The 14,803-nt window shown below is 62.9% G+C and carries 10 protein-coding genes and 1 pseudogene; 8 read left to right on the forward strand and 3 right to left on the reverse strand.

What is annotated here, in order from left to right:
* Positions 1 to 93 precede the first annotated feature (93 nt).
* From mscL to ACFJIU_RS07525, 3 genes are all read left to right on the forward strand, one after another.
* Positions 94 to 516 (forward strand): large conductance mechanosensitive channel protein MscL, encoded by a 423-nt coding sequence (gene mscL / locus ACFJIU_RS07515; protein ID WP_379069445.1) that lies wholly within the window; start codon positions 94 to 96, stop codon positions 514 to 516.
* Between the two features lie 108 nt (positions 517 to 624).
* Positions 625 to 1,791, forward strand: coding sequence for a pyridoxal phosphate-dependent aminotransferase (locus ACFJIU_RS07520; RefSeq protein WP_379069448.1), 1,167 nt, complete (start codon positions 625 to 627; stop codon positions 1,789 to 1,791).
* A 94-nt stretch (positions 1,792 to 1,885) separates the two neighbouring features.
* Positions 1,886 to 2,977 carry a branched-chain amino acid aminotransferase gene (locus tag ACFJIU_RS07525; RefSeq protein ID WP_379069450.1) on the forward strand — a complete coding sequence of 364 codons (1,092 nt, stop codon included), beginning with the start codon at positions 1,886 to 1,888 and terminating at the stop codon, positions 2,975 to 2,977.
* 15 nt (positions 2,978 to 2,992) lie between these two features.
* On the opposite strand, the gene ACFJIU_RS07530 is transcribed toward ACFJIU_RS07525, so the two are convergent.
* Positions 2,993 to 4,492, reverse strand: coding sequence for a hypothetical protein (locus ACFJIU_RS07530; protein WP_379069453.1), 1,500 nt, complete (start codon positions 4,490 to 4,492; stop codon positions 2,993 to 2,995).
* Positions 4,493 to 4,583: 91 nt separating this feature from the next.
* Positions 4,584 to 6,146, reverse strand: coding sequence for a TerC family protein (locus ACFJIU_RS07535; protein ID WP_379069455.1), 1,563 nt, complete (start codon positions 6,144 to 6,146; stop codon positions 4,584 to 4,586).
* A gap of 279 nt (positions 6,147 to 6,425) precedes the next feature.
* Between ACFJIU_RS07535 and ACFJIU_RS07540 the strand changes: the two genes are divergently transcribed.
* Complete coding sequence (locus tag ACFJIU_RS07540) at positions 6,426 to 7,538, forward strand: hypothetical protein (protein ID WP_379069458.1); 1,113 nt, start codon at positions 6,426 to 6,428, stop codon at positions 7,536 to 7,538.
* An 83-nt stretch (positions 7,539 to 7,621) separates the two neighbouring features.
* Here ACFJIU_RS07540 and hemA read toward each other — a convergent pair whose 3' ends face one another.
* Positions 7,622 to 8,899, reverse strand: coding sequence for a 5-aminolevulinate synthase (gene hemA, locus ACFJIU_RS07545; RefSeq protein WP_379069461.1), 1,278 nt, complete (start codon positions 8,897 to 8,899; stop codon positions 7,622 to 7,624).
* Positions 8,900 to 9,151: 252 nt separating this feature from the next.
* Between hemA and galE the strand changes: the two genes are divergently transcribed.
* The 4 genes and pseudogenes from galE (at position 9,152) to ggt (ending at position 14,792) form a co-directional block, all read left to right on the forward strand.
* Entirely contained in the window at positions 9,152 to 10,150 is a 999-nt protein-coding gene (gene galE / locus ACFJIU_RS07550; protein ID WP_379069464.1) for a UDP-glucose 4-epimerase GalE, read from the forward strand.
* A gap of 146 nt (positions 10,151 to 10,296) precedes the next feature.
* Complete coding sequence (locus ACFJIU_RS07555; RefSeq protein WP_379069466.1) at positions 10,297 to 11,547, forward strand: D-amino acid dehydrogenase; 1,251 nt, start codon at positions 10,297 to 10,299, stop codon at positions 11,545 to 11,547.
* 179 nt (positions 11,548 to 11,726) lie between these two features.
* Positions 11,727 to 12,902: a dipeptidase gene (locus ACFJIU_RS07560; protein WP_379069468.1), complete on the forward strand. Its 1,176-nt coding sequence runs from the start codon at positions 11,727 to 11,729 to the stop codon at positions 12,900 to 12,902.
* Positions 12,903 to 13,047: 145 nt separating this feature from the next.
* Positions 13,048 to 14,792, forward strand: a pseudogene (gene ggt / locus ACFJIU_RS07565) (gamma-glutamyltransferase).
* The last annotated feature ends 11 nt before the right edge of the window (positions 14,793 to 14,803 follow it).

Genomic DNA, 14,803 nt, shown 5'->3' on the forward strand with positions numbered 1-14,803 from the left:
TGCTGTGATGTGTTTTTGTTATTGTTCCTGCGAATCGGCATTGAGGCCGGTTGCCGAGGGTCGTGGCGCGGCGCCACGAAAAAGGAGGACAAAATGCTGAAAGAATTTCAGGAGTTCATCTCCAAAGGCAATGTCATGGATCTGGCGGTCGGTGTCATCATCGGCGCCGCCTTCAGCAAGATCGTCGACTCGCTGGTCAACGACATCATCATGCCGATCGTCGGCGCGATTTTCGGGGGCCTGGATTTCAACAATTACTTCTTCGGTTTGTCCTCGACCGTAACTGCCACGACGCTGGCCGAAGCCAAGAAGCAGGGCGCCGTCTTCGCCTATGGTTCTTTCATCACAGTGGTGCTCAACTTCCTGATCCTGGCTTGGATCATCTTCCTGATGGTCAAGGCGGTGAACAACATGCGCCGGCGTCTTGAGAAGGAAAAGCCAGCTGCCGCTCCGGCCGCGCCGCCCGCCGATGTCGCGCTGCTCACCGAAATCCGCGACCTGCTCGCCAAGAAGTAGCTTTTCTGTCCTCTGGACCAAGAACCCGGTCGCTTGCGGCCGGGTTTTGCTGTTTTCGGGCCTTGGGAAACGCGCTAGCACTCCGGGCTGAAAAGGATGGATTTTCGTATGGATCTGGTCGAAACCCTGCGCGCCGAAGCACGTGCTGCGCCTGAAAGCGGCATTGTTGCCGTCATGAACCACGGCCGCGGCCGCGATGGCATGATCCCGCTATGGGCCGGCGAGGGCGACCAGCCGACGCCTGATTTCATCGCGAATGCCGCCAGCCATGCGCTTGTCGGCGGCGAGACCTTCTACACCTGGCAGAAGGGTATCCCGGAAGTGCGGCAGGCGCTTGCCCGCTACTACGAGCGTCATTTCGGCAGGAGCTTCGCATCCGAGGAGTTCATCCTCACCGGCTCGGGCATGCATGCCATCCAGCTCGCGATCGATGCCGTTGCCGGCAAGGGTGACGAGGTGATCTACCTGTCGCCGGCATGGCCGAATTTTGCCGCGGCCGCCGGTATCAGCGGCGCCATCCCAGTGCCGGTCGTGCTTGACCTTACCGACAATGGCTGGTCCTGCGATGTCGAAAAGATCGCGGCGGCAATCACGCCGCGCACGCGGGCGATCTTCGTCAACACGCCGTCGAATCCGACCGGCTGGACGGCGGACCGCGAGACCTTGCAGTCGATCCTGGAGCTAGCGCGTGCCAGGGGCCTCTGGGTCATCGCCGACGAGATCTATGCGCTGTTCCACTATGACGGCGGCCGTGCGCCATCCTTCATCGATGTCATGCGCGACGACGACCGGATACTGTTCGTCAACAGCTTCTCAAAGAACTGGTCGATGACCGGCTGGCGCGTCGGCTGGATCAAGACGCATCCTTCGCTGCAGCAGGTGTTCGAGAACCTGATCCAGTATTCGACCTCGGGCGTGGCGCAGTTCATGCAGCGCGGCGCGGTAGCCGCTCTTGACGAAGGTGACGCCTTCGTCGCCCGGCAGGTTGCCCATGCACGCCAGGCGCGGGATCTTGTCTGCGGCATCCTCGCGCAGACCGGCAAGGTGCGTTTCGCGGTGCCGGCCGGCGCCTTCTACCTGTTTTTCTCCGTCGATGGCCTGAGCGATTCCCGCGCTGCCGCCTTCGACATCGTCGACCATGCCAATGTCGGCTTGGCGCCCGGAACCGCCTTCGGGGCGGGGGGCGAGAAGTTCCTCAGATTGTGCTTCCTGCGCCGCCTGGATCAGCTTGAAGAAGCCGCAACCCGCATCGCGGACTGGACGCGGCGCTTGTAATTTCGCGCAAGATTGTTACGAGCAATATTATTACGTGCCTCTGTGAAGGCGATATTTGCCGCTCCCGACGGACGGCTTGAGGAAAGTACGCCAGATGACCGCCCAGACGACTGCAAAGCCGCGCATTGAACTGATCCCGCATGCCTCGCCGACGTCGCCGGAGGCGCGCGCCGCGCTGATGGCAAATCCCGGCTTCGGCAAGGTGTTCTCCGACCACATGGTCACGATCACCTGGAGCGTCGATCGCGGCTGGCACGATGCACAGGTTCGCGCCCGCGCTCCCTTTTCCATCGACCCGGCTGCAGCCGTGCTGCACTACGCCCAGGAAATCTTCGAAGGCATGAAGGCCTACCGCACCCCGGACGGGCTGGCACTCTTCCGCCCGGAAGAGAATGCGCGCCGCCTCAACCTTTCGGCCGAACGCATGGCGATGCCCTCGATCCCGGAAGACCTGTTCATTGAAGCGGTCGAGACGCTGGTGCGCACCGACGCCGCCTGGGTGCCGGAAGGCGATGGCAGCCTGTATCTGCGCCCCTTCATGTTCGCCAGCGAAGCCTTCCTCGGCGTACGCCCGGCCACCGAATACATCTTCTGCGTCATCGCATCACCGGTCGGCGCCTATTTCAAGGGCGGCTACAAGGCAGTGAGCGTCTGGGTGTCGGATGACTACACCCGCGCGGCCCCCGGCGGTACCGGCGCGGCCAAATGTGGTGGCAACTATGCCGGCAGCCTGGTCGCCCAGGCCGAAGCCGCTCGCAACGGCTGTGACCAGGTCGTCTTCCTCGATGCAGCCGAGCGCCGCTGGATCGAGGAACTCGGCGGCATGAACGTCTTCTTCGTCATGGACGACAAGCGCATCGTCACCCCGCCGCTCGGCACCATCCTGCCCGGCATTACCCGGGCGTCGATCATGAAGCTCGCGGCGGAAGCCGGCTACACTGTCGAGGAGCGCCTCTACGGCTTCGACGAGTGGCAGGCCGATGCCAAGAGCGGCAAGCTGCGCGAGGCTTTCGCCTGCGGCACCGCCGCCGTCATCGCCGGCATCGGTACGGTGAAGTTCCGCGAAGGCTCGTTCTCGATCGGCAACAGCGGCGACGGCGAGGTCACCTCGCAGCTGCGCGCCAAACTGGTCGGCGTGCAGCGCGGCACCGTCAAGGACGACCACGGCTGGATGCGCAGCATCTGATCGAAGACGGACAAGTCAAGGCGACAGGCGCACGACAATCTTTGCGTCTGGCGCCGACAGCTGCTCGGCGAGGCTCTTGGCTGTCGCTGCATCGAAGCCGTTGATCGTGATCATGCCCTGAAGGATGGGTTCGCGAACGATCGGCTCGAGGATCACTTTCTCCCCGACCAGAAGCTGTGTCTTTTGACCGATTGCGGCGCGTGTGAAATCGCCGAAGACCTTGGTGCTTTCTGGGGTCAGCACGACACTCACGACGGTTTCGCCATAAAGCGGGTCCCTGGTGGTTCCGGCCTTTGCGATTTTGAGTGAGATCGGGGCAATGGCTTTCGGTGGCTCTGTCGCCGCTTGTTGCTTTGCCGGTGCGTGGGACTTGGCCTCGCCACTGAATTCCTTCAGGTCGGAAGGCGGCGTTGTGATCTGTCCCAGCGGACTGACGCTCTGCGCCGAGACTGTCTTCGCTTTCCACGCCGGCGGTTCGGGCAGGGCAGGCAGTTGGTCGTCGCGCCAGATATGCGTGACGATTGTGAGCTTCGTGCCGGCGGTGTTCACCATCACGCTGTCAAGCGCTTCTACGGTCGAACCGTCCTGCAGCGAGACGACGAGCGTCAGGTCCCGGGATTTCTGGGAGCTTCGTACCCTTGCCATCTGTTCGTCGGTCAGCTGGCTGGCGCGCTCGCCGAACCCCGCGATCATCTTTTCGACCCGCGCATTTACGGCCGACTGCAGGGCCGCCGCATCGAAACTCTGCTTCATGCTGAAGGTCGCGGTGCGCCTGACACTGTCGGCGGATTCGAATTTCCAGTCCGATGTCGCGGGAACGATCGCGTCGCCGACGCTTTCGTCGCCTTTCACGGTCCACGCGCTGCCGATCTCGGTGGTGCCCTCCTGCGAGGCTTGTCCCAGGCTGAGAGTGATGACCTCGGGGATCAAGACGTCGACAACCCTTAGCGGATTGTCCTTGACGGCCTGAAGCATCTGGCTGGCTACGCTGTCGGTCGGCACAGTGGCACCACCAGCTCCCGAAGTTGCGACGAGGCTCGCCATATGGGCGATGATCTGGTCGGATCCGACCAGAGCTGTGGGATAGCCCGTGAGATCCGTCTCCAGCTCCAGCTGTTGTACGCCATAGGCTGCAAGTGAATTCGCATATTGGGGATTCATCGCGAAGGAATCCGCCCCGCTGAGCGATGCGGGAGGAAGTTCGGCCGAGAGCATCCAGCGCATCCGCATCCCCTTGTCGTCGCGTGACAGCACTGCCGTCTGCTGGCGGAAGTCGCCGCGCATCACCATCGAGGTTGCTTCCGGCTTGTCGAACCACAGCGACATATCGCTCTCAGTCGTCTTCTGGATGCGATAGGTGTGTACGGTGCCGATCTCAGGCTGGTAGCGGGGAACGGTGACGCTTTCTCCCGCCTGTGCCGCACCGATCAGCGTGAGGTGACTGCCCAGCGCCACAGCAAGTGGGATCAGCAGCCGCAGGCGCCTGTACCGGTCGTCGTTGATGTGAGGTGGCATTCCGCATTCCGTTCAAGGGGCCTGAAGGCAACCTAGGATATCGATCCCGGGCAAGGAAGGGCCGATGTGGACCAAACCTCCAGCAACGGCATCATTCCCGTTCCTGCGCGCCGACCCTTTCGCTGATGCGCACCTTGCCGATACGGCGCTTGTCGAGCGAAATGACCTCGAAGCGCAAGCCGTCCGCGTCGAGCGCCTCACCTTCCTTCGGCAGGTAGCCGAGTTCGGTCAGGATATAGCCGGCGAGCGTGGCGTAGCGGTTCGCGTCGTCGACGAGGTCATGCTCGATGGTGCTGCTGAGCTGGCGGACATCGATGAAGCCGTCGGCCAGCCACGAGCCGTCCTCCTGGCGTTCCAGCGCGGCAGCTTCTTCGTCCATGTCGGGAAACTCGCCGGCGATGGCTTCCAGTATGTCGGTCGGGGTCGCTATGCCTTCGAGCGATCCGTGCTCGTCGACGACCATGGCCATCTGCACCGGCGAACGGCGCAACTGCTCCATCACGGTGAGCACGTCGGTGGTTTCGTGCACGATGAGCGGCTGTCGGGTCATGCGGGCCCAGTCGATCATTTCGCCATCCAGCAAAGCGTTGGAAAGATCCCTGGCGACAGCCACGCCGACAAAATCCTCGACGCTGTCGCGGGCGAGGATGACGCGGCCGTGCGTGAGCCTGCGAATGGCCGCTCGCAAGGTCTCGGCGTCTTCGTTCAGGTTCAGCCATTCCAGCTCGTTGCGGGGCGACATGATCGAGGAGACAGGGCGTTCGCCAAGGCCGAGCACGCCGCGGATCATCTCCGTCTCTTCGGGTTTGAACAGGTCGCCCTGCCTGCTCTGCTCGGCTATGACGTCGACGATCGCGCCCAGCGGCTGTTCGCCGACACGGCCGCCAAGCAGCCGGAGCACGGCCTCGGAGGTCCGTTCGCGCAGGTCGCCGGTGCTGATGATCTTTTCGCGATTGCGGCGGCCGAGCTGGTTGGCCGCCTCGATCAGCACCGAGAAGCCGATCGCGGCATAAAGATAGCCCTTCGGGATGTGGAAGCCGAAACCTTCGACCACGAGGCTGAAGCCGATCATCAATAGGAAGCCGAGACAGAGGATGACCACGGTCGGATGCCGCGAGACGAACGCCATCAGCGGTCTGGAGGCGGCGATCATGACGGCCATGGCCACGCAGACGGCCGCGATCATCACCCACAGTTCGTCGACCATGCCGACGGCGGTGATGACGCTGTCCAGCGAGAACACGGCGTCGAGCACGACGATCTGGACAATGACCTGCCAGAAGACGGCCTGGACGATCCGGCCCTGTTTCGGCTTGTGGCCGCCCTCCAGGCGTTCGTGCAGCTCCAGCGTGCCCTTGGCGATGAGGAACACGCCGCCGAGGATGAGGATGATGTCACGACCCGAGAAGGAGAAGGTCGCGATCGAGACCAGCGGCTGCGTCAGCGTGACGATCCAGGAGATCGAGAACAGCAAGGCGATGCGCATCAGCAACGCCAGCGTAAGGCCGATCACCCGCGCCCTGTTGCGCTGATGCGGTGGCAGCTTGTCGGCCAGGATCGCGATGAAGACGAGGTTGTCGATGCCGAGGACGATTTCGAGGACGATAAGGGTGATGAGGCCGGTCCAGATGGCTGGATCCGCGAGGAGTTCCATTGTTGGTCCTAGAGGTTGTTGCGTGAACGCAGAAAGCCTCCGGTGGGATCACCGGAGGTCGAAACAAAGCGAAGTGGATGATGAGAGAGGCAGCTGGTTCCGCATCGCGGAACCAGCTGCCTTCGGTGTCGACCGTCGCTTGTACTGTCGCCGTCGTCGGGCAAGAGTGTGTAACTTCCTGTTACGAATTTCTGCGACGTTATCCTAACAGCAACAAATCGGCTTCGAAAGTCCGGTCGCCGGAAGGTGGCCAACCCTTGGAAAAAGGACTCATACGCAATGAGCGACACCTCTATCGCCTCAGCGAAGTCCGGCTTTACGATGGCGGATTTTCTGAGCACATACCGCTATTGGGCACTCTTTTTTGCCTCGCTTCTCGTGGCCTTTGGCGGGGAAGGGCTGAGCACGTTCTTTCCCATGGCCTTGCAGCGAGCCGGAATCGACCCTCAGGGCGTGGGAATATTCTTCATAGGATCCACCCTCGGCTTGATTGTCGGTGCCCTGGTGGCGCTTATCGCGGCGATGAGCCGGGGCAGGACGGCCCTGATCTTGTCCATCCTCGTCTGCGGCCTTGCCACGGCCGGATTTCTGGTGATGCCTGTCGCCTGGGGATCGCCCGCGTTGCTGTTTCTGTTTGGATTGGTGGTGGGAACGGTTCGGGCGGCTCTCCCTCTCGCGGTCGCGATCATTCTGGTAAGTGGGCGGCCGGGAAAACTCGATTTCGCCTGCGTTGTCATCCTGATGTCGGCGACCATACTGGTGTCGCGCTTTGCCCCAATGGCCACGGGACTGTTGTATGCGTTCGATCGAGACGGTTTGTTGATCGTCTGGCTCCTGCTGGGCTGCATGATCCTGGCAGCGCTGGTTCTGCTGCCGGCTCGGCCTCTCGACTTCGGTGAAACGCCACGCCATCGTCACGAGCCGCTGCCGCCGCGCCGGCGATCGCCCGTCATGGTCGCCGCCATCCTGCTGGCACCGCCGATCCTGTTTCTGCTGATGGGACTTGCCGCCCGTTTCCTGCAGGTGCCGACATTCGGCAATGCCGGCCTGCTCGCCCTGATCCTTTCGTTTCTGCTGTTCTGTACCGCGGTAGGTGCTGTGATCTATCTCGCCTACTGGGTTTACCACATCCATGGCGAGCTGGCGGGCGCACAGGCTTCGCAACGGCTGCTCACACCGCGTGCTGCCACGCTGGTTGCGATCCTTGCGCCGTTCGGGCTGCCAATTCTGCTGGTGACGCTTGGCGATCTTCTCAACGATCGTGCACGCGACAAGGGGGAGGCGACCTTGGTGTCGTTGCCCTGGCTGGCGGTGGCTGGCTTCCTTCTGCCGCCGCTTGCCATCGCCCTCATACAGAATGCGGCGAACAGGAGTTACGCTGGCGGCAACTGAAGCAGTTCATCCGGACCGCCAGAACCGTTCATCGCTCCGGCGGCAGATCGCTGCACGCGTTTTCCTGGAATTGCCCCGGCGGCTCAGCCGCCGGACTTCGGCACCAGCAGCGGGATGATGCGCTCGCTTTCGGTGACGGCCGGACGGCCGGCGGAGCCGTAGGGAATGCCGAGCGCATCCCAGGTCTCGACCAGCGCGTCGCGCAGGCCGTCGATCAGCGCGTCGTCATGGAACGGCGTCGGTGTGATGCGCAGCCGCTCGGTACCGCGCGGCACGGTCGGATAGTTGATAGGCTGGATGTAGATGCCGTGCACGCCGAGCAGGCGGTCGCTCGCCATCTTGCAGAGCTCGGGCTCGCCGACGAGCACCGGCACGATATGCGTGGCGGAATTCATCACCGGCAGGCCTGCGTCGGCCAGCACCCGCTTGGTGCGGTCGGCCTGGCGCTTCTGGCCGTCGCGCTCGACCTGCGAGGCCTTGAGATGGCGGATCGAGGTCGTGGTCGCGGCAGCGATTGCCGGCGGCAGTGCCGTGGTGAAGATAAAGCCGGGTGCGTAGGAGCGCACCGCGTCGATGACGGCGCGTGGGCCGGTGATGTAGCCGCCCAGCGTGCCGAACGCCTTGGCGAGCGTGCCTTCGATGATGTCGATGCGGTCGACCAGGCCTTCCTGCTCGGTGATGCCGCCACCATGCGGGCCATACATGCCGACAGCATGGACCTCGTCGATATAGGTCATGGCGTTGTACTTGTCGGCGAGGTCGGCGATCGCCTTGATCGGCGCGATGTCGCCGTCCATGGAGTAGACGCTCTCGAACACGATCAGCTTGGCTCGTTCACGCCCGGCACTCTGCAGCAGGCTTTCCAGGTGTGCCACGTCGTTGTGGCGGAAGATCTTCTTCTCGGCACCCGAGCGGCGGATGCCTTCGATCATCGAGGCATGGTTGAGTTCGTCGGACAGGATCAGGCAGTTCGGCAGCAGTCGCGCGATGGTCGAGATGCCAGCCTCATTGGAAACAAAGCCCGAGGTGAAGACCAGCCCAGCCTCCTTACCGTGCAGTTCGGCGAGTTCGAGCTCAAGCTCGACCAGCGGGTGGTTGGTACCGGAAATGTTGCGCGTGCCGCCTGCACCCGTGCCCATGCCGCCGGCTGCGGCCTGCATTGCGGCGATGACATCGGGATGCTGCCCCATGCCGAGATAATCGTTCGAGCACCAGACGGTGATTTCCTGGGCGCGGCCATTGGCGCGCCAGATCGCACGCGGAAACTTGCCCGCGATGCGTTCCAGGTCGGCGAATACCCGGTAGCGGCGCTCCGCATGGAGCTGGTCGATCGCTTCCTCGAAGAACCGCTGATAGTTCATCTGTGCTTCCCAATTTGCGCGCGGATCATAGTCATAGGCCCGTTCGGCGTCCATGGACCAGCTTTGGTCAAAATGCCACGCCTTGAACCAAATCTAACGAACACGGTCTGTGAACTATTCCCTTGATGTGGATCAAAGGCCGTTTCGCAAAAATGGCAATACCGTCACATTGCTTCTTAAGGCTTTCCGGCTAGCGTCTGCAACAATCCAGCAGATGAGACAGTTTGCGGATTCTCGAGGGGAGTGGGCCGTATGGCCGTGTTGGTGACGGGGGGTGCCGGTTACATCGGCAGCCATATGGTCTGGGAACTGCTCGATGCCGGCAAGGAGGACGTCGTCGTCCTTGACCGGCTGTCAACCGGCTTCGACTGGGCGGTAGCACCTGAAGCCACGCTTGTGGTCGGGGATGTCGCCGACAAGGACCTCGTCGCCAGGATCATCCGCGAGCACGGGATCGATTCCATCATTCATTTCGCGGGTTCCATCATCGTTCCGGAATCAGTGGCCGATCCGTTGGCCTATTATGAGAACAATACCTCCAAGACCCGCTCGCTGGTCGAGGCGGCGGTTCGCGGCGGCGTACAGAACTTCATTTTCTCCTCGACTGCGGCGGTCTATGGCGGCAGCCGGCTGGAGCCGGTGACGGAAGACGCCGCCACCATGCCGGAATCGCCCTACGGCTTGTCCAAGCTGATGAGCGAATGGATGTTGCGCGACGCCGCCGCCGCCTACGGTCTGCGTTATTCGGCGTTGCGCTATTTCAACGTCGCCGGCGCCGATGCCAAAGGCCGCACCGGACAGGCTTCGCCGCGTGCGACGCATCTGATCAAGGTTGCTTCCGAGGTGGTGATCGGCAAGCGACCGTCGCTGGAGGTTTTCGGCAACGACTATCCGACCCCGGATGGAACCTGCCTGCGCGACTACGTCCATGTCAGCGATCTTGTCACTGCGCACCGGCTGGCCCTGCAGCGGCTGCGCGCGGGGGCGGGCAATCTCGTCGCCAATTGTGGCTATGGCCATGGCTACTCGGTGCTCGAGGTGATCGAGGCCGTGCGTCGCGTCAGCGGCATGGATTTTGCCGTTACCGTGGGAGCGCGCCGTCCCGGCGATGCTGCGTCCGTCATCGCCAATGCCGATCTTGCCCGGGCTGAACTGGGCTGGACGCCGCGCCGCGACGATCTCGAGCTGATCGTGCGCGATGCGCTCGCGTGGGAGCGCATCCTGGCGACCAAGAACTCCGCCCGCGGTTGAATTCCGCAAACATCTGGACCATCAGGTCGAGGCTCGAAATGCCGGCCGATTGCCGTTAAGAGGACCGCCGGCAGGTGGGTGCCTCAGACATGAACCCGAAAGTTGCAGACTTTTCGGGTCGTTGGTCGGTTTTTGGGGAGACGATTTTGAAGATTGTGGTTCTGGGCGCCGGCGTTGTCGGCACGGCGGCGGCTTATTACCTGGCCAGGGATGGCCACGAGGTTACCGTCGTGGAGCGCCACGAGACGGCGGCGCGGGGCACCAGCTATTCCAATGCTGGCCTTGTCTCGCCTGGCGATGCGACGGCCTGGGCTTCGCCAGCTGCGCTGAAGACTTTCCTGCGGGCGCTCTATAATCATGATCTCGGCATCAAGGTGCGGTTGCGCTTCGATCCCTATTTTTTCGCCTGGAGCCTGCGGTTCCTGCGGCAATGCACGCAGGAACGCCTGCGCGCCAACAGCGAGGTCAAGCTGCGGCTGGCGCTCTATTCGCGTGACTGCATCAACGCGCTGCAGCAATTCACGGGTGTCAGCTATGATGAGCGTCGCCGCGGCATCCTCTATTTCTTCCGCACCCAGAAAAGCCTTGAGCACGGAACGTCCAACTACGAGTTCCTGGCCAAGCACGGCCTGCCGATCGAGATCGTCGACCGCAACAGGCTGGTCGAACTCGAACCCGGCCTTGCCGGCGCCAAGGACAAGATTGCCGGCGGCGTCTATTCGCCGATCGACCAGACCGGCGATTCCAGGCAGTTCGTCGAGAACCTCGCCGCTTTCGCCGTCGAAAGGCTCGGCGTGAAGTTCCTCTATGGTGCGAATGTCGAAGGGCTCGACATCGAAGGCGATACGGTCCGCAATGTGATGACCTCCAAGGGGCCGGTTTCCGGCGACGCCGTGGTGATTTCGATGGGACCGGAAAGCGGCCTGCTCGGCCGCCGCTACGGCATCGACCTGCCAGTCTATCCGGTCAAGGGCTACACCGCGACGGTGCCGCTGGAAGACGAGAGCAAGGGGCCGACTATGGGCGGCGCCGACGAAGACCAGCTGATCGCCTATTCGAGGCTCGGCAACCGTCTGCGCATCGCCTCGACGGCCGAGTTCACCGGTTTCGACCGCTCTTACCGGCCGCGTGATTTCGCGGCCATGTTCAGGACGGCGAAGGATCTGTTCCCGGGCGCCTTCGACGAGAACAAGGCCGAGCTGTGGTCGGGTCTGAGGCCAATGATGCCGAATTCGGTTCCAGTCATCGGCCGCGCTAAATACAAGAACCTCTATCTGGACACCGGACACGGCCATGTCGGCTGGACGATGGCCTGTGGTTCGGGTGCCTTCCTGGCCGATGTCGTCGCCGGTCGCAAGCCGGAGATCGACCCGCAGGGGCTGCTGTACAAGGGCTAGGCTGGAACAGAACAGGCTACGGCCATGGCGGGCAGGGGCGTCGAAGCGCTTTACGAAACCGGTTGAGAACCGCTCAGTCGCCCGACCTTCACCTCGACTTCCCGGTTTTGCCGGGAAATGATCGCCGCCTGGGCAACGCCTGGCAAAGTGTACAGCGAGCTTGTAGCGGCGGGGGGGTGATGCGGCGTTTCTGGAAGTCTGTTCTCGTGGTGCTGGTGCTGTTGCTCGCCGCCGGGCTCGGCTTTTTCTTCTTTGTGCTGCCGGGACGTGTCGAGCAGGCAATGAACGGCGTGATCAATCCGCCGCCCTATGTCGCGTCCGACCGAGCCAAGGCGCTGCATGAGACGCTGACCGTCGCCGATCTGCACGCCGATCCACTGCTCTGGGGCCGCGATCTGCTGCTGCGTGGCACCCGTGGCCAGGTCGACATTCCGCGCCTGGACGAGGGCAATGTCGCCCTCCAGGTCTTTGCCGTGGTCAGCAAGTCGCCGCGTGGCCTGAACATCGAACACAATGACGGTTCGACCGACAATGTCACGCTGCTTGCCATCGGCCAGCGCTGGCCGATTTCCGCGATCTTCAGCCTCAAGCAGCGGGCGCTCTACCAGGCCGCCAGGCTCAACGACATGGCGGCGCGCTCCGACGGCCATTTCGTCGTCATCCGGTCGAAGCGTGACCTGCGCCGTTTCCTCGATCGTCGCAAGGTGGAGTCCGGCCTTGTCGCCGGCCTGCTCGCCATCGAGGGCGCACAGGTGCTGGAAGGCGATCCAGCCAATGTCGACGCGCTGTTCGACGCCGGCTTCCGCATGATGTCGCCGGCGCATTTCTTCGACAGCGAGATGGGCGGATCCGCACACGGCGTCGACAAGGGCGGGCTGACCGACAAGGGCCGCGAGATGATCCGCCGCATGGAGGAAAAGGGCATGATCCTCGATCTCGCACATGCCTCGTCGGCCACGATCGATGACGCGCTCGCCGTCTCGACGCGCCCCGTTGTCGTCTCGCACACCGGTGTGAAAGGCACCTGCGACAACAACCGCAACCTGTCCGACGAGCAACTGAAGGCGCTGGCGGCCAAGGGTGGGCTGATCGGCATCGGCTATTGGGAAACCGCCGTCTGCGGCAAGGATGCGACCGCCGTCGCAAGGGCGATCAAGCATACCGTCGATGTGGCCGGTATCGATCATGTCGCGCTCGGCTCGGATTTCGACGGTGCCGTCACGATGCCGTTCGACACCACCGGGCTCGTGCAGATCACCGACGCGCTGCTGGCCGCCGGTTTCAGCGACGAGGACACAGGCAAGGCGATGGGCGGCAACGAAATCCGTTTCCTCCTCGAAAACCTGCCGAATTGATGGCGCGGTCTTGACCGTGATTGCTGCGCCCGTTGTACCGATTATTTCCTGCACATGGCGCCTTGCGTCGAAGCGGTTTTGAGGTGAGTCATTGGTCCCGTCGTGAATCACTGCTCTGGGGCGGGGGTATCTCTGGAGAATGGTCATGCAACCAATCCGCCATGTGCTGATATCCGTCAGCCTTGCTGTTTCGCTTGCCTTCGCACCCTTGGCGTCCGCCATCGCTGCTTCACCGGCACCGGCCAAGGGTGAAAACGGCATGGTCGTCACTGCCCAGCGCCTCGGTACCGAGGCCGGTGTCGAGGTGCTGAAGAAGGGCGGCAATGCCGTCGATGCGGCCGTCGCCGTCGGCTATGCGCTCGCCGTCACCTATCCGTACGCCGGCAATATCGGCGGCGGCGGCTTCATGACCATCCGCTTCAAGGACGGCAAGACCACCTTCCTCGATTTCCGCGAGCGTGCGCCGCTGGCCGCCACCAAGACCATGTACCTCGACAAGGACGGCAACCCGATCAAGGGCGCGAGCCTGGACGGCTATCTGGCTGTCGGCGTGCCGGGCACGGTCGCTGGTCTCGAAATGGCGCGCGAGAAATATGGCACATTGCCGCGCTCCGACCTGATGGCAGCGGCGATCCGGCTGGCCGGGGACGGCTTCACAATGGAGCAGGGCGATGCGACAATTCTCGCCTCAGGCGCCGAAAGGCTAGGCAAGGACCCGGCTGCTGCCGCGATCTTCCTGAAACCGGACGGGAAGCCGTTCGGCCTCGGCGAGAAACTCGTTCAGCCGAACCTGGCGGCGACGCTTTCCACCATTTCGGACAAGGGCGTCGATGCCTTCTACAAGGGCGGCATCGCCGATGCCATCGTCGCGGCCAGCAGCGCCAAGGGCGGCATCCTCGCCAAGGCTGATTTTGAACAGTACAAGGTTCGCGAACTCGCCCCCATCACCTGCAACTATCGCGGCTACGAGATCATCTCGTCGCCGCCGCCAAGCTCCGGTGGCGTCATCATCTGTGAAATCCTCAATGTGCTCGAAGGTTATCCGCTCGACTATCTCGGCGCGGGGTCTGCCGACACGGTGCATCTGATGGCCGAGGCGATGCGTTATGCCTATGTCGATCGCAACTCGGCGCTGGGCGATCCGGACTTCGTGCAGAACCCGGTCGATAAGCTGCTCGACAAGGGTTATGCGGCGGGCATCCGCGCCAAGATCGATCCGTTCCGTGCCGGTGTCTCCAAGGATCTGATGCCGGAAGGTTTCGGCGAGAGCAAGGAAACGACGCATTATTCGATCATCGACAAGGACGGCAATGCCGTTGCCGTCACCTACACTTTGAATGGCGCTTTCGGCGCCGGCGTCGTGGCCGACGGCACCGGCATCCTGCTCAACAACGAGATGGACGACTTCACCCAGAAGCCAGGCGTGCCCAATCTCTACGGGCTGGTGCAGGGCGAGGCGAACGCGATCGCGCCGAAGAAGACGCCGCTGTCCTCGATGAGCCCGACCGTTGTCGCCAAGGACGGCAAACCGTTCATGGTCATCGGCAGCCCTGGCGGCTCGCGCATCATCACCATCACACTGCAGGCGATCCTCAACGTCATCGACCACGGCATGAACATCCAGGAAGCGATCGACGCGCCGCGCATCCATCATCAATGGCTGCCGGACACGCTTTATGTCGAACACAGCGGCCTGTCGCCGGACACTCAGAAGCTGCTCGCCGGCATGGGCTACAAGCTCGACATTGCCGAAGAGGGCAAGACCCGGGCCAGGCGGCCGGCATCCTGATCGGTGGTCGCAGTCTCGGCGAGATCCGTAAGGGCGGTGGCGCCCGCTACAATGGCGCCATCGACAGCCGCGCGCTTGCAGGGGAAGCGCAGGGGTACTGACTACCCCGGCA

This window comes from Mesorhizobium sp. UC74_2, from assembly GCF_042701485.1.
In the GTDB taxonomy this organism is placed as follows: domain Bacteria; phylum Pseudomonadota; class Alphaproteobacteria; order Rhizobiales; family Rhizobiaceae; genus Mesorhizobium.